This window comes from Calditrichia bacterium, from assembly GCA_020634975.1.
Classification (GTDB): domain Bacteria; phylum Calditrichota; class Calditrichia; order RBG-13-44-9; family J075; genus JACKAQ01.
In genome coordinates this window covers 1,282,517-1,298,677 of record JACKAQ010000001.1, presented here as the reverse complement: position 1 = coordinate 1,298,677, position 16,161 = coordinate 1,282,517, and the positions used below count along the sequence as shown (strand labels likewise).

Sequence of the window (16,161 nt, the reverse complement as noted above, 5' to 3'; positions counted from 1 at the left end):
CACATGACTTTGTTAACATGCAAGGGTTTTGGCATAGAAATTGAACTACATAATTATTGATATAATATGCTTTATCAAAAAAAAGAGGTAGCAATGCACGGAATGGATGGATTCTTTGGAATGGGCTGGATGATGATTCTTTGGTGGGTTTTGATTGTTTTTGGCTTCGTCGCCCTGGCCAAATGGATGTTTGCATCAAAAGCAACTATTTCAAATAATGACACACTGTTGGAAATTATAAAACCGCGATATGCAAAAGGAGAAATAACCAGGGATGAATACGAAAATCTCAAAAAAGATTTAGAATGAACAATTCATTTAACAATAGTTCGGACAATTTTAGTGAATAAAAAAGGCGTCACCTGTCGATAAATAAGTGGCCAAAACAATTCATCGATGGAGACGCCAAATGGAATTGATAGTCACTATACTCGACAGGATGCCGAAACTCAATAAGCCGCAAAAGAAATTTATGATGGTTTTACTGCACATCATATTTTTAATCCCAGGCTGAATTAATGCTGAATAGTAAAAAAAAAGAAGAAAACGACGGGCTTCGGGTAAAAGTTGACAGCTATGTTGTCGAGAGCAATGTCCACTTTTCCAGCGACGTGAACCTGCTTTGGGATGCGGGACGCAAATGCCTGGATATCGTTGGTCGCCTTGTTTCGGGGGTGCCGAAGAGCGGCTGGCGCAAGCACCAGGCATTAAGAGCGAAACTCAAAGGAGACTATCAGAAAGTCAGCCGGATCATGTCTCGGGGCGGTCGGCGGCGGGAAGCGCGCTTAATCGAAGGGGTTTGCGCTTATTTAGAACGTGCTGCCACCCTGAGCCTGCGGTTAAAATCCAGCGATGGATTATTTTCATCCCTTGCCGAAGGATCGTTGCTTAACGAGTTGTTATACAGAGATTTACGTTATTATGAAGAGATGTTAGACAAACACATCTCTTTACTTCGCCGGCGGGTGATCCACAAAGAAGTGATCCCGCATGAGGAGAAAGTATTTTCGCTATTTGAAGCCTACACCCGCTGGATCAACAAAGGCAAAAGCGGTGGTCGCATTGAGTTGGGCTTGCCGGTGGGGATTGCCAGCGATCAGCATGGTTTTATCCTTGATCATTTCGTTATGGAGAGGGAATCGGATGTGGATGTGGCGGTGCCCCTGGGTAAGCGATTGGTTGATGATTGGGGACGGCTTTCTTCCCTGAGTTTTGACCGGGGTTACTGGAGCCCGGAGAATTACCGGCGATTGTGTTACCGGGTGGATGAACTGGTGATGCCCAAAAAAGGCGGCACCAATAAGGCGGAACAAGAGCGGGAAAGCCGGGATAGTTTTGTTCGCCTGCGCTGCGAACATGCCGGGGTAGAAAGCGATATCAACGCGCTGGAACACCATGGCTTAAACCGCTGCCCGGATAAAGGATTGAACCATTTCCGTCGCTATGTGGCGCTGGGGATTCTGTCATTGAATTTACACCGGTTGGGAAATTTGCTGCTGCTCCGGGACCGGCAAACAACTGCACACCGCACCGCTGCTTAAGTGGCAAAGCGCGCAGATCAGAAACGAGATGGTTGGATTGGCTCTCCGCAAACCGCGGCAGGGGACAGCAATGCGTTGCGACTGAAAAATTGCGGAAATCGCAAAATAGCGGTCGTAAGAATGAACCATAAATTCATCAAAGATAGCTCAAGAATGTCCAGGTAATGTGAAAAACGTTGCCCGGATATTCTGAAGAAAGACTTTTCGGTCAGACACTATTTATTCCTGATGGTGCCGCCACTGGTGGCTATCAATGCCAAATACTACGGACGCAAAGTGGCGCTGTATGTTGCCTGCATTATGTATATTAGCATCATTCTCACCGCGCTCATCTTTCATCTCTTATTTTCGACATTGGGTATTACGCCGGAAAGCGGACGACAAATTGCGGATGTGGCACAATTTAAGCTGGATTATACCTTTTGGATGAACATCGTTTTTGCCGGGATAGCGGCCCTGGCGGTCTGGCTGCACAAGCAACATGTAAAACAACATCTGAAAGAGAAAAAACAGCCGGAAATGAAAGAGATCGGTACTAAACAAATAATTGTGTATTTATTTATCCTCATCCTATCTGGCGGATTAGTATCATATTTCGTGAATGTTTTTTAATGTCCGAAAAAATAACAATGTGTGATGGTTCGGAATAACTGCAATAACTGTAATACTTTCGTTTTACCCAGTCGCTTCAAAGTCACTTTGTTTGATGGCGCCTCAATTTTCCAATTATAGCTACAATTCTAATTTGCTGTATTTCTAAATGGTAAATCCTGAATAACAATCTCTGTGTGGAATGGTCGTTTTTGTGTTGAATATTCTACAACATATTTTATTTGAATTTTCAATATGCTTTCAAAAAAAACGGCATAAAGCGTTGTTATTTAACATTTTGAATTAGAATCCAGATATCTGGCATAATATTTGAAACTTTCAGAAAGAACCTGTTGAATTGGCAAAATATCAGTGAGATGCATATAGATTTTAGACTCATGGGCCCGTATCATGTATTGTTTAAAATGTTTGAGAACTCTGGAGATATATGCATTAATTGTCATATTGTGGTATCCTGGTTTTGTTTTTGGTGATGACTTAACAAAATCATTTTTGAGCTTATCGCCTGATGCGATATCGCAATCGGTCGGCGGGGCAAATCCCGCGTTTGCGGTTGGCGCCGTTGATGTTTTTACGAACCCGGCGCTTTTGTCGCTTCATAGACAGAAATCCATACAATTTTCCAATATGATTAATTCGCGTAATTATCACTTCTCCAGCGTCGCTTTTGAAATGTCTTTATCAAACCGGAGTTTTGCAGGGGTTGGCCTAAAAGGTCAGTTAAACCGGGAAGCTCCCCAAAGCAAACGGAACAATGTATCGATCACCTTGATCGAACCATCGCAATTTGCATTATATCTTGCATTCGCGCACAAATTCAATGCTTTGTCTTTTGGCATCACATTACAGTATTACCAAATACAGTATCAACGCGGTGATGTCAATTTGTCGGGTAAGCTCGCTCTGGTTAATTTCGGAGGGTATTATGCTATCAATTCCAATATTCAGGTCGGTTTAACCGTAAAGACACCTATTAGGATGCAGGAAAAGTTGCTGAAAACTACTCCCGCTGAAAAATATTCATTTGGCGTATTATGGCTGCCAGCTATCGGTAAACAATTTCCATTCAAGATTGTTTTAGGCGTAAACCGCATGAATGAATCACCGCTGAAACTAAACGGTGGTTTGATATTTACACCAATGGCAAACACGGTGACGGAATCAATGTTTAGTTTCCGAGCCGGGGTCGGAGAGTTAGGTGTGAATCTTCAAACGGCGCCAGATAAGCGGATACATTCTTTTGAAAATACGACATTTTTTACAATAGGAGCGGGTTTTGGCTTTAACACCGGGGAAAGTTGGGGCATCAACCTGGATTATTGTTACCAGGTGAAAGAGTACATATCTAATCAGCATATCATTACAACCCGGATTCGTTTCTAAAATCCTATAACATATCACTACAGAATGAATGGAGGAATGTATGTCGTTTTTACCCGAATGGGCGCCCAATGCGCACCCGTTGATTGTCCATTTTCCAATTGCGATTTTGCTTCTCGCAGTATTTTTTGATGTTTTATCAACCGTTTTCAGAAAACATTCCTGGCTCAGCAATTGTGCCAGTTCATTATATAGTCTTGGCGCATTAGGCGCGATAGTGGCCTATTTTTCCGGTAAGCAAGCGGCCGATTTGGCTAACATCCCTGCCATTGCTCATTCAACGTTGTCAGAGCACGCAGATTATGGATTTTACACAGCCTGGTTTTTTGGGCTATTCGGATTATTTCGCCTGCTGGGATTGTGGAAGCAGTGGTTCCAGCATATCGCCGTACACATCGCTTCCCTTATCATTGCCCTCGCCGGTGCGTTTTTACTTTTCCAAACTGCCGAGCATGGAGCAGAACTGGTTTTTCGTCACGGTGTGGGGGTAAAAGCAGCCGAGGAAACGCGGAGATCGGAAGCTGAGCAAAAGACTGCTGAGAAAACGCTTCAGAAAAACGGCATTGTAAAATCAGAAGACGGTTCTTGGGAATGGTATCCCGGGCAGGGTGCAAACACTGTGTTAGCGCATCAATTTAAGTGGTGGTTGGGCAATATTTCTACCCTAAATGCAAAGACAGCATCCAGCCAATCCGGCAAAGAAGTATTATCATTGCATCCTCAAAACATGCGCGTTTTATTTACGGCAGGAAAATCTTTACAAGGCATACAGGTGGATGTTCGCGTCAATTTGGATGACTTCAGCGGTAACTTCATGATCGTACACCATGTTCAGGATTTGCAAAATTTTGATTTTATCAAGTTAGCTGACGGCGAAATACAACTCGGCAGGATGGTTAATGGCAATGAGAAAATCGAGGACCGCGATGTGGTTACTATTGTCGGCTGGATTAGAATCCGCTCTGTGGGGCAGGGCGGACATTTTCGCGGATATGTGAATGAAAAACTGCTGACACATGGCCATGCCAAAGACCTTCCTCCCGGGCCAGTTGGGCTTTTAATCGATGGCAGCGGCGTTATTCTGATCGATGAGATGGCTGTCCAGTCAATCAATTAAGCTTGCAGATTTTGCCTATCAGAAATTGATCGCTAAAACGGATTCACACATTCTCAGAGGGTGGTTGCCAGTTAATCATCCTCTTTTTTTACCTCTATTTTTTCTCCCAACGTACAATATTCTTCAGTAATATGTAGAATATTCTTCAAATTCAAGTGATTGCTAGCGATAAATATTTGCCATTAAACCTTTGTTAAAAATTAAGTTAAGTCTATGTGCCATTTAATGGCATATCATTTGAATAATTAACAAACAACTTTGAGACTAATAATGTGGAAGAGAGAAATGGAATGGCTAATAGAAAACTGGTTTTGGGTGTTGATATTCATCGTTTTTATCTGGATGCACAGAGGTGGAAATGGCTGCCACGGCGGAAATGGGCACGGCTCCCATGACCATCGCCAGAAAGATAAAAACAAAGAACATCACCATGCTCACATAAGTGATGAGTGAATCATTCAAAATGGAGGAGAAGAATCATGTTGCAGATTAAAACGGTCACCTGGTCGTTAGCCACGTTTACAATGGTCAGTTACGTCTTGTGTGTGATCTACGGGTTGATCACCCCGGAAAGCCTGCACATGCACCAATTTCTGGAGATCGTTTTACCGGGTTTTAAATGGTTGAGCGCCGGCAGTTTTTTTATTGGGTTGATCGAAAGCTTTTTGTGGGGCGCATACATCGGGCTGGTTTATGCTCCCATCTATAATTTTTTTCAAAATTTGTGGCGCAAAAATTCGGCGTGACTAAGCAACAAAATTTAATCATTTGAAATAAGAGGAGAAATTATACATGGCACGAGATCCGGTTTGTGGAATGGAAGTGACCAGCCCGTCCGAATATCAAAGAAAATATAATGGTCAAATATATGAATTTTGCTCTGTATCCTGTCAGAGCAAATTTAATGAAATGCCCGACAAATACACTCATCCTGCCCCAGCAAAGTCTGCCACAACCTATCGTATTTCCGAAGATGGCGCCGAACATTTGCAAATTCCAATTGTGGGTATGGATTGCGCGTCCTGTGTGGTGGGCATTGAAAAGGAAATCGGAAAATTGCCGGGAATCCGAAAGGCGAAGGTAAACTATATGATGGAAAAGGCTTATGTGGATTATCAAGCAGATACGGTCAGTTCCGGTGAAATTATTAATGCGATCAAACGCGCCGGTTATCAATCCGGCGCGGCAAAGCTGCGGCTGGGCATTAATGGCATGCACTGCGCCTCCTGCGTATCTAAAATCGAAAAAGAATTGCGCAAGAGCCCCGGTATTATCGATGCTTCGGTGAACTTGGCCAGTGAATCGGCGCAAATCACCTATCTGCCATCGAAGGTAAATATTGGGCAGATCAAAAACATCATCGAACGCCTTGATTTTAAAACATTTGACACAGCCGAGCCCGGCATCCCAGCCCGCACATCAACAAAAGAGCCGGCTGACGAAAACCAGCTTGCCAGAGAGAAAGAATATCGAACGCTGATGCGCAAATTCCTTTTTGCCGGCGTGCTTTCCCTGCCGGTGATGTTCTTCAGCTATCCCGATCTGCTGGGACTGCCGGAACAGTTTCAGCGCGGCAGCGAATTGCTGCGCTACATTTGGATGGCGATGGGCATCCTGGCGCTACCGGTAATGTTTTGGTCCGGATCGCAGTTTTACACTGGCGCCTGGGCAGCATTCAAAAGCCGTTCGGCAAACATGCATACGCTTATCGCCACCGGAATCACAGCCGCCTGGTTGTACTCTACCGCCGCAGTGCTTTTTCCGGGCCTTTTTCCTGAAGCACATCTGGCAGACCAGTTTTATGATGTCGTTTTCGTTGTCGTTGCATTAGTTGTGTTGGGTATGGCATTGGAAATTCGCGCAAAAGGCCAAAGCTCCGAGGCCATTAAAAAGCTCATTGGATTACAAGCCAAAACGGCACGAGTGGTTCGTAATGGCAAAGAAATTGATATCCCGGTGGAAGAAGTGGTGTTGGATGATATTGTAGTGGTGCGTCCCGGCGACAAAATTCCGGTTGATGGCATTGTGGTGGAAGGTAATTCTTCTATTGATGAATCCATGATCACCGGCGAATCTATTCCTGTGGAAAAACGGAAAGGGGATGAAGTCATCGGCGCGACCATCAACAAAACCGGTTCATTTAAATTCAAAACCACCAAAGTAGGCAAAGATACCGCACTGGCGCAAATTATCGAAATGGTGCAGCAGGCACAAAGCTCCAAAGCGCCCATACAGCGAATTGTTGACCAGGTCTCCGGATATTTTGTGCCGGCAGTTATCATTCTGGCGATTCTGACATTTGTTACCTGGTACGACTTTGGTCCACAGCCCAACCTGGCGTATTCACTGGTGGTATTTGTCACCGTGTTGATCATTGCCTGCCCCTGCGCGTTAGGATTGGCCACCCCGATTTCCCTGATGGTCGGCGTAGGCAAGGGAGCTGAGAATGGCATCCTCATCCGCAGCGGCGAAGCCCTGGAAACCGCTCAAAAGTTGGACGCCATCATTCTCGATAAAACCGGCACCATCACCGAAGGAAAGCCTTCACTCACCGATGTCATTTCGGTGAACAAATTTGAGGATAAAGACGTGCTGTTTTTTGCCGCTTCCGCCGAAAAAGGCTCGGAACATCCCTTGGGAGAAGCGATCATTCATGGCGCAGAATCCCGGGGAATCAAGCTGGCCGACCCGTCCAATTTCAATGCCATTCCCGGTCACGGGATCGAAGCGGTGGTCGATGGCAAACGGGTGGTGCTGGGCAACCTCAAAATGATGATCCAAAAATCTATCCAAACGACTGAATTGCAGGAGCAGGGTCAGCATCTGGCCGATGAAGGCAAAACACCCATGTTTGTGGCGATCAATGATCATCCGGCCGGCATCATCGCTGTAGCAGATGTGGTCAAAACCGATTCTCGCCAGGCGATTGCGCAATTGCAGAAAATGGGGCTGGAGGTGATCATGTTAACCGGCGATAATCAACGCACTGCCAACGCTATTGCACGGCAAGTAGGGGTTGACCGGGTGTTGGCGGATGTGCTCCCTGAGGAAAAAGCATTCAACGTGCAAAAATTACAACAGGAAGGCAAGGTCGTGGCGATGGTCGGCGACGGCATTAATGACGCCCCGGCATTGGCGCAGGCCGATATCGGCATGGCTATCGGCACCGGCACAGATGTGGCCATCGAAGCTTCGGATATCACACTCATCAAAGGCAGCCTGAAAGGAGTGACGCTGGCAATACAACTATCAAAGGCAACAATGAAAAATATTCGCCAAAATCTTTTTGGCGCGTTTTTTTATAACGGTTTAGGTTTGCCGGTTGCCGCCGGATTGCTCTACCCCTTCTTTGGCGTTTTACTTTCACCCATGATAGCCGGCGCAGCCATGGCATTTAGTTCGGTAACCGTGGTGACAAATGCAAACCGGTTAAGAAGGTTTGTTCCACGATATTCACCAACATAAAGCTCTACTCCTCCTCACTAAGAGCCAAGAGCACACCTCGCCCGGCGGGAGCACATTTTACCTTCCGCCGAGGCAGGTGGTAACATTTACATCATATTAATTGATTTACAAAGGAACAATCATGGCAATAGATCAAATTTTAGTAACAATTCTCGGTCTGACACTCTCAGGGTTAGTCGCCTGGTATTTCTGGTTTTCGCAAGCCAAGGCCACTCGTATCCAGCCCGGAGTTGGCGGATTTCAGGAGACATTGATCACTGTCAAGGGTGGTTATTCACCCGATGTTATTGTCGTTGAAGCAGGAAAACCGGTGCGCCTAAATTTTTATCGCAAGGAAACAGCAGCTTGCTCAGAACAAGTTGTTTTTCCCGACTTTCATCAGCAAGCAACACTTACACCTTTTAAAACAATCCCGGTTGAATTTACACCTGAAAAACCAGGCGAATATAATTTTCAATGTGGCATGGGAATGCTCAGAGGTCGAATTATTGTTGAAAAAGGAGAATCTCATGAATAATAACCCAATAAAAGAAATAATCACGGACGATAAATATCAAAAATTAATGAGTATGGGTTTTTTGAACGAACGGGCTATCCGCGATTATTATCTTCGCAAGAAGTTCGAATCATTAAGAAGACATTATAAGCCTGGTCTGATTGTAGAAAGACTACGAGAAGAATTTCCTTATTTGACTATCGAAACTGTGCGTAAAATTGTTTATTCTAAACATAACCATAAACTCGAATCTTTGCCAAATGTAAATATCTCACCAAAGGAGTTATAATCCACTGGACTCGAACCAAAAACCACTCACAAATCCTTATATAGCAATACTTTAAACGATGTTTTTGCAAGTTCATTGTCAACGCGTAAGCAATAGGTAAGCATTAATGTCTATTAACACTTACCCTAATGTGTTAATTAATACGGGCGTTTGCCAGCCATGACATTTTTGTGCTTCGGCGCCAGGTGGGCATACCGCAATGTGGTCGCGATGCTGACATGCCCGATCAGTTCTTTGACGGTATTGACCGGCACACCCGTCATGATCAGATGCGAGATATAGGTGTGCCGGAAGGTATGGATACTTGCCCAGGGATAGCCCAATTCGCTCAGTATTGCCGAGATGCGCCGGCACACCCAGTCCGCCGACCAGCGGGGTTGATTGTCCGGGGGACCGAACAGGTAGCCATCTTCGCGATGCGGGATTGTATTGATCATCGCTGCCAGCGCCGCATCTTCCGCAAATGAAATGATCCGGTGTTTTTTTGCTTTTGCGAATGCGCTGCGGATCGTGAGAAACTTCCGGGGCAGATCCACGGCATCCCAGCGCAGCGACCGCGCTTCATTTAGGCGCACGCCGGTCAGGAGATAGAACTCGACCAGGTGTTCCATCTCATCACCCTGGAAGCGTTCCCGGATCCGGGCAATATCCGCCAGCTCAAAAACCGGGGCAGTTCCGCTTGCGCGCAACCGCAGGGGCTTCAGCGTGTCAAAGGGTTTTCTTCAATATATCCCAGGGATTTGGCGGTGTTGAAAATGGCTTTCAGATGCCGGAACTCCAGGTTGACGGTTTGCCGGCTCACCTTTCCAGGCGCCGGCTGCGGAACTTCAGCAGATCTTCCGGGGAGATGTTTTTCAACAGAACTGCGCCATATGGCTGGCCTTGGGTGAAGATTTTCAGGATCTGCCGTTCCCGCAGGAGCGTGCCAATCGCTTTTTCATCTGCGGCATATTCCAAATACATGCGGCTGAATGCTTCCAGTGAAATGGGCTTTATATCCTGGATGCCGAAATTATTCTCGACCTGCCCGGCGCAGAATTTCGCAAACGCCCGCTCAGCCGTGCGCCGGTCCACAGCGCCGATCACCCTTGAGCGCTGGCGGCCCTGCCGGCGGAAATAGATGACCCAGACCTTTCTTCCCGAGGCATAGGTGCGTTTGTATAAAAAAGGCATGGTACCCCCTTGTTTGGTATGGATAAGATGTTGTTTTGATTAATATTGGGTAGGATGAAATTTGTGATGCGGGTTTGTTTCTTATCCCCTGGCGATGATCTCGCGCTTCATGCAGATATTCGTATAAGGGCAGAATGGGCAGAAATTGGGATTGGGATACTGAACCCCTTTGGAAAGATCCTCAACCAGACGCAGTATTTCATATTTGAAATCCGACAGGCGCTGCGCCCTGCCGGCGACCCGGAACAGCGGCTCCGCGAGTTTCTCTTCTCCGGCTCTGCCTGCCTTGCTGGTTTTGCGACGCAGCTCATGCCCCCGCAAATGATAGCGGCACAGGAATGTCGCCGGGCAATCTGCCGGCTGCCAGCCATTGGCGGTGAGAAATTCGCCGTTCGCCATGGCATAGGCATAGAGATTCAACTGCAGATCATTATACAGACCGGCAATGGTGGGCGCATACCGGGATGAACTAAAGTCCACCAATTCAATATCATCCAGAACGTTTCTGCGCACCTGGTTGATGGTCCCGGTGAACTGATAGCGACCGATGCGCACCCGGAAATACTGTTCGGCATACAGGACGACCGCATGACGGTTCTCCGGGCGGTTCCAATAACCGGTCAGGATTTCTTCCGCATTGTTCCAGTAAGCCTCCAATTGCTTCTGGCGACCTTCTTTCCAGTAAACGGGTATCTCGCAGTCGGGTTTGTATTGAAACTCCAGAAACTTGAAGTTTGACAGATAGTGTGCGCGAAGATCTTTGATCCAGCCCACCTGATGGATCAGGTAAAGCAGCATGTGCAGGGTGGTGCCGTGCAATGCGGATGGATGGCGCCAGCGCGGGCGAATGCCCTGAACATGCTTGAAGTGGAAAAGCAGGGGACAGTTCAGATAATCGTTGATAACCGACTGGCGAAGTTCGAAATTGCTATAAAGAGACATGAAAACCTCCGGTAAATGACTGGGATGTTAAAAAATCTGAATATGGGCGGGACATTACGGCAAGAAATTACAGTGATAGAAAAACGGTTTTTCTATCACTGTATGAAGACATATTTTTGGAGCAATTACCCTCCCTGTAAACTTCGGCGGGAGGGTAATCTGTCCGGCTACTCACTGACCGGAGGCAACTTGTCCGAGAGTTGTGAAAAATCAACATTACCATTCCGCTTGCAATATTCCTGAACGATCCGGTTGTGTTCATGGATTTCCTCAAGCGTTTTCTTATAAGGACTTGGCTCCGGCTCAATAAGTCTGACGTAGTCTGCCAGGGATTCCTGTGGTTCATCACTATTGCCACTCAAACGGGCATAAGTATTGGCCAGTTGCGAAAGCGTCTGGGAATATTTCTGGACGTGGGTGAGATTGCGAACAAACGCGGCATCCTGCATTTGGTGCATGAGCATTTTTATGGTTTGCATTATAAAGTCCGATATTGATACGGCATCTGCGGCGAGATCCAGGGCCGTCAGGGCAATCCGGTCGTCAATGGTCCCCCAGAAAATCGCGCAGTGGAGGCTGTAATAGCTCACCTTCTGTGCTTCGGTAAAGAAGAGATGTTTGTCCGGATCTGGTAGCTCGGTGATATTAAAAAACCAGTCGAGATATACTCCCACCCCGCTGTCTTCCTGTTCGGTGTCAAGAATGTCGTTGTTGCGCAACAGCAATTCAATTTCCGCACGCTCATATTTCAGCAGCGCCAGACATTCTATGGAACGGCGCAGCCGGGACGAATACAGTATCCGAACGGCATTGTCCGGCGGCGTTTTCGGTCGCCGGGGGATTCGCGGCGTTTCATCAAACAGACGTTTTGCGTAGATGATCAGCGATTCCCGATCCGGAAAGACATGCAGCGGATACGTTTGCAGCGCTTTGGCAACTTCATCCACCTGAAATTCCACTGCTTCCAGCGTTTTTCGACGGTCGTTGCCCGCTGAGCGCTTCCGGCAGGTTTTTGCCCAGTGCGCCAGAAACAAGGCGTCAAGATATTGGTGGTAAACGGGTGTTATCATGACCATCACTCCTTTGTAAAATATTGATTAAGGTTCTCCTGATCCATCCACAGCAATTGGCGGATCTGGTGGGTTTCTAGGGCATTGTTGCATAATTCAGATTAAACACGGATATTCTTGGCCATCATATTAACACAGGTGATATCCCATGGCAGCAAAGAAATCCTATAGAGTATCCAACTGGTCGTCCTATAACCGTTCCTTGATCGAACGTGGCAGCTTGACAATTTGGTTTAATGAAGCAGCGATCAAAAATGGAATGCGATTGATAAGACCGGTAAACGTGGTCGCCCGGGCACTTATTCTGATATTGCCATTGAAACGGCGTTGAGCCTGCGGGCCATTTTCAAGTTGCCGCTGCGGGCGACTCAGGGATTGGTCGGTTCCATGATTACGTTGATGAATCTGCCTTTGAAAACCCGGATTACATGCGCTTTGCCGTCGCCAACTGAGCCTGGAGGTTCAACTGCCACGCACTCATAGTGGGCAATCGCTTCACGTAGTGGTTGATGCTACCGGGCTGAAGATCTTTGGCGAGGGAGAGTGGAAAATACGACAACATGGCTATAGCAAAAGACGCACCTGGAGAAAATTGCACTTGGCCATTGACGAAGGTAGTAGTGAAATATTGGTTTCGATTTTTACCGAAGCCGATGGTGGCGATGGCGAACAACTGCCAGAGATGTTGAATTCGATCGAAGAGCCGATTGCACAGGTAAGCGGTGACGGTGCTTACGATAGTTGGGATAACCACGAGGCGATCGCGGAGCGGGGAGCAAAGGCAACGATACCACCTCGAAAAGGAGTCGCATCAGACAACATGGAAACACTGCAAAAGCGACGTTGCCCAGGGATGAAATTCTCAGAGCGATAAGGAAAATGGGCAAGGCAGCCTGGAAGAAAACCAGCGGTTATCACCGTCGCAGCATTGCCGAAAATGTCATATACCGATTGAAAACCCTCTTTGGAGACAGCTTGAGCAACCGGCTGTTTGAGCATCAGGCAACTGAGGCTTTTATTCGCTGCTCGGTATTGAACAAAATGACGCATTTGGGAATGCCTAAAAGTTATATGGTGAACGACTGATCCGCGCGATGGCGGCAAGGTAGATCACACTTAGTTGAATTATGCAACAAAGCCCGCTTTGATAGGCTTCCCAATAGTCTGAGTAAATCCGGCTTTTTCGATATTGCTTCGGTATCTGCTTTCGAAACTGCCGGCAACTGATCTCATCCCGGTCGCCGATATGATAAGCAACGATCTGGCGGGTTCTGCGACATAAAGCAATCCAGACCCAGCGTTTGTCGGATTTCTGACTGACAAATGACCATAACTCATCTAATTCGAGCACATCGCCTTTCAGGTAAGGCATCAGTGTTTTACAAATATCAGGCAGTGCCTGAGCTTTTTTAATCCAACGAAGGGCAGTATTACCGGAGACACCGAACATTCGACCAAGCCCCCGGGAGGAAACACGTTCCTGTGCTGCCTTGATCAATTGCTCCTTCACTTCATCGGATTTTCGCAAGGATTTGATGACTCCGGTAAACCCACAGTCATTGCATTTGAATTTCGGGTTACCGGAAGCATTTGAACCATTTTTGACAACATTTGTAGACTGGCATTTTCTGCATTTGAAATTCTCTGTGATCATGATTCACCTCTTTTAGGTGAAATATACGAAAATAAAGAATTATATCAATCAAAATGACGCACTACCTTATGCCGTAATCCTTATTTACTATACGAAGAATATATACCGGACGAAAATTCTGTTGATCCAAATACCGGTGAAAGAATTGATATTAACATAGAGCTATTTAAAATTGACATAGCATACTACCCCCATAGACAGTTTTTGCAACGGACGAGTTTGCAAAGAAAAATGAGAACCACTGATATCCGTCGTATCAGAGCTTTAATCATTGATCATCTAAATAACTTGGAACAATTTGGTCACTGCTTTGACGAAGCTGAATCTATTGAAAAACAACTAAGCACATACCCCTTATTTTATAATATGGGAGATGATTATAAAATTCCTGATCGGTATCTGTTTGAATTGGATGAGGAGCAAACAAAACACCTCAGTGAAAAGCTTGAAATTGTGGATCATGCGGATAAGAAATATTTCTATCTGGAAGAACTTTATTTAGCTGAAGCGAAAATTTCACAATTCATTAACACACTTTTGGAAAGAAGCGATTACGATCAAGAGTATACTAATTTCTCGAAATACATGGCTGCCTCATGCCAAAAACTGTCTTCCAAACTCCGAGATCGTTTTGATGAACATTCGTTCATAAGTGAGAGGAAAAAGCTATATGAACAAATCTTCAGAAAAAGCTTCTATGTATTGGCTGGCTCTCCGGGTTCTGGTAAATCCCATGAACTGTTGAACATAATAAAAGAGCTTGATGCACAAAATGAAAAGTATTTACTTTTGGCTCCCACAGGTAAAGCAACGCTTCGTTTGAGCACTGATCCTGAATATAAGGGCATAAAAACGAAAACAATCGATAAGTTTTTAACTGATGTTGAAAATGAGAAAGATCGCCCGGATTCATATAACAATCTTATTGTTGACGAAATGTCAATGGTTGATTTGCTGAAATTCAGAGATTTGATTAAGTTATTCAATCCAAAAAATCCCTTATTTAAGCGCTTAATCTTGGTAGGTGATAAATATCAGTTACCCCCGATTGGTTTTGGCAAGGTATTTATTGACATCATAGCACAACTCAACTCAATGCCCGATTATGAGAATAATATAGTAGAACTGGAATCCAATTGTCGACAGGAATCTGATAACAGTGTTCTGGAGTTCAGTAAAATCTATTCCGGTGAAAACATGAATTATGAAGACCTGTTGTTAAGTGCTTCAAAAGGAGAACTCGACAAAGGGCGGTTTAAGATTTTGTTTTGGAATAACAATGCCCAACTCATAGAGTTGATTAAACATCAATTGCTTATGATAGGAGAGTTTGATTCTGATATTTATGAGAACCTTAATTCGTTCTTAGGTCTGAACCCAGATATAAAAATTGATTTCGATAACCCAAATCATTTCAAAACTGATAAATTTCAAATACTTACACCTTACAGAACAGGTATGTATGGAACCATAAAAATAAATCACACTATTCAAGACAAATTTAAAAGTAATGTGCCATATCTTTCCAAACAAAGGATTATGTTTAAGAGTGGAGATAAGTTAATTCAAAATAAGAATCTATATCACAAGGGTCAATTATCGCTATCAAATGGCTCTATGGGTATCATTTATGAAAACAAAAAAAAGGTTTGTGTCTCATTTTCTGAGCTAGACAATGAAGAATTGAGTATCAAAAATTTTGACTTGAATATGCTTGAGCTGGCTTTTTGTATTACCATTCACAAAGCCCAAGGGAGCGGATTTGACCATGTAATACTGATTCTTCCCAAACGGCTGACACTTTTATCAAAAGAGTTATTTTACACAGCTCTTACGCGATCAAAGCAGACTGTTACGCTGCTTGTTGAAGGTGAACCAACCAGTGAAATTAAAAATAGCATCTTTGAGAAAATTCGTAGACGCTCTTACACAGAAACGCGAAAAACCTCTTTACTAGGTATACCATATTGGGATTTTTCATTAGAACCTGAATCGAATACATATGTCCAATCACGGGCTGAATATATTATTTACCGGAATTTGATGCACTTCCGTGAAAAGTTTGGTGAAAATGGCTTTACGTTTTATTATGAAAAACATCCTATTGTTGACGGTGAAGAAATAAACATTAAAACGGATTTCACAATAATCACAGATAACGGACATACCTTCTATTGGGAGCACTTGGGTAAACTCGGCAATAGAAAATATGAAGAACAGTGGAAATGGAAGAAAGAAAAATACGATTCGTTGAAAATAACCGATATGCTGATAACTACAGATGAAAGAAGAGGAATTAATGATGATAAGATAAAAAGCATCATTGGGGACATGCGTAAAGGCAATTTAAAAAATGAGGATAAAGTAGCGGGGCGGTATTCGAAATTTCACTATTATCTCAGATAATTGTAAAACCAAAAGA

16 protein-coding genes and 1 pseudogene are annotated in these 16,161 nt (G+C 44.8%); 12 read left to right on the top strand and 5 right to left on the bottom strand.

The window, feature by feature from the left end; translation table 11 throughout:
• Positions 1-93 precede the first annotated feature (93 nt).
• The 10 genes from H6629_05220 (at position 94) to H6629_05175 (ending at position 8,900) form a co-directional block, all read left to right on the top strand.
• Entirely contained in the window at positions 94-309 is a 216-nt protein-coding gene (locus H6629_05220; protein MCB9067191.1) for an SHOCT domain-containing protein, read from the top strand.
• A 209-nt stretch (positions 310-518) separates the two neighbouring features.
• Positions 519-1,541 carry a transposase gene (locus H6629_05215; GenBank protein ID MCB9067190.1) on the top strand — a complete coding sequence of 341 codons (1,023 nt, stop codon included), beginning with the start codon at positions 519-521 and terminating at the stop codon, positions 1,539-1,541.
• A gap of 243 nt (positions 1,542-1,784) precedes the next feature.
• A complete protein-coding gene (locus tag H6629_05210; GenBank protein MCB9067189.1) occupies positions 1,785-2,153 on the top strand; it encodes a hypothetical protein in 369 nt (122 codons plus the stop codon).
• Between the two features lie 390 nt (positions 2,154-2,543).
• Positions 2,544-3,536, top strand: a complete 993-nt coding sequence (locus H6629_05205) for a hypothetical protein (GenBank protein ID MCB9067188.1) — start codon at positions 2,544-2,546, stop codon at positions 3,534-3,536.
• A gap of 40 nt (positions 3,537-3,576) precedes the next feature.
• Positions 3,577-4,650 (top strand): hypothetical protein, encoded by a 1,074-nt coding sequence (locus tag H6629_05200; protein ID MCB9067187.1) that lies wholly within the window; start codon positions 3,577-3,579, stop codon positions 4,648-4,650.
• 285 nt (positions 4,651-4,935) lie between these two features.
• Complete coding sequence (locus H6629_05195) at positions 4,936-5,103, top strand: DUF2933 domain-containing protein (GenBank protein ID MCB9067186.1); 168 nt, start codon at positions 4,936-4,938, stop codon at positions 5,101-5,103.
• A gap of 26 nt (positions 5,104-5,129) precedes the next feature.
• Positions 5,130-5,396: a hypothetical protein gene (locus H6629_05190; GenBank protein ID MCB9067185.1), complete on the top strand. Its 267-nt coding sequence runs from the start codon at positions 5,130-5,132 to the stop codon at positions 5,394-5,396.
• Between the two features lie 46 nt (positions 5,397-5,442).
• The gene (locus tag H6629_05185; protein MCB9067184.1) at positions 5,443-8,115 is read left to right on the top strand and encodes a heavy metal translocating P-type ATPase; all 2,673 of its coding nucleotides are present in this window, start codon (positions 5,443-5,445) and stop codon (positions 8,113-8,115) included.
• Positions 8,116-8,236: 121 nt separating this feature from the next.
• The gene (locus H6629_05180) at positions 8,237-8,632 is read left to right on the top strand and encodes a cupredoxin domain-containing protein (GenBank protein ID MCB9067183.1); all 396 of its coding nucleotides are present in this window, start codon (positions 8,237-8,239) and stop codon (positions 8,630-8,632) included.
• On the top strand, positions 8,625-8,900 hold the full coding sequence (locus H6629_05175; protein MCB9067182.1) for a hypothetical protein: 276 nt from the start codon (positions 8,625-8,627) through the stop codon (positions 8,898-8,900). The genes H6629_05180 and H6629_05175 overlap by 8 nt, the downstream gene beginning before the upstream one ends.
• A 137-nt stretch (positions 8,901-9,037) precedes the next feature.
• On the opposite strand, the gene H6629_05170 is transcribed toward H6629_05175, so the two are convergent.
• The 4 genes from H6629_05170 to H6629_05155 form a co-directional block, all read right to left on the bottom strand.
• Complete coding sequence (locus H6629_05170; GenBank protein ID MCB9067181.1) at positions 9,038-9,589, bottom strand: site-specific integrase; 552 nt, start codon at positions 9,587-9,589, stop codon at positions 9,038-9,040.
• A gap of 109 nt (positions 9,590-9,698) precedes the next feature.
• Positions 9,699-10,073 (bottom strand): hypothetical protein, encoded by a 375-nt coding sequence (locus H6629_05165; GenBank protein ID MCB9067180.1) that lies wholly within the window; start codon positions 10,071-10,073, stop codon positions 9,699-9,701.
• Positions 10,074-10,154: 81 nt separating this feature from the next.
• Positions 10,155-11,015, bottom strand: coding sequence for a PD-(D/E)XK nuclease family protein (locus H6629_05160; GenBank protein ID MCB9067179.1), 861 nt, complete (start codon positions 11,013-11,015; stop codon positions 10,155-10,157).
• 167 nt (positions 11,016-11,182) lie between these two features.
• On the bottom strand, positions 11,183-12,085 hold the full coding sequence (locus H6629_05155) for a hypothetical protein (protein MCB9067178.1): 903 nt from the start codon (positions 12,083-12,085) through the stop codon (positions 11,183-11,185).
• Positions 12,086-12,233: 148 nt separating this feature from the next.
• Here H6629_05155 and H6629_05150 point away from each other — a divergent pair.
• A pseudogene (locus H6629_05150) lies at positions 12,234-13,171 on the top strand (IS5 family transposase).
• On the opposite strand, the gene H6629_05145 reads toward H6629_05150, so the two are convergent.
• Positions 13,146-13,739 (bottom strand): IS1 family transposase, encoded by a 594-nt coding sequence (locus tag H6629_05145; protein MCB9067177.1) that lies wholly within the window; start codon positions 13,737-13,739, stop codon positions 13,146-13,148. The pseudogene H6629_05150 and the gene H6629_05145 sit on opposite strands and share 26 nt — an antisense overlap.
• Before the next feature lie 231 nt (positions 13,740-13,970).
• On the opposite strand from H6629_05145, the gene H6629_05140 reads away from it, so the two are divergent.
• Complete coding sequence (locus H6629_05140; protein ID MCB9067176.1) at positions 13,971-16,145, top strand: AAA family ATPase; 2,175 nt, start codon at positions 13,971-13,973, stop codon at positions 16,143-16,145.
• Positions 16,146-16,161 lie beyond the last annotated feature (16 nt).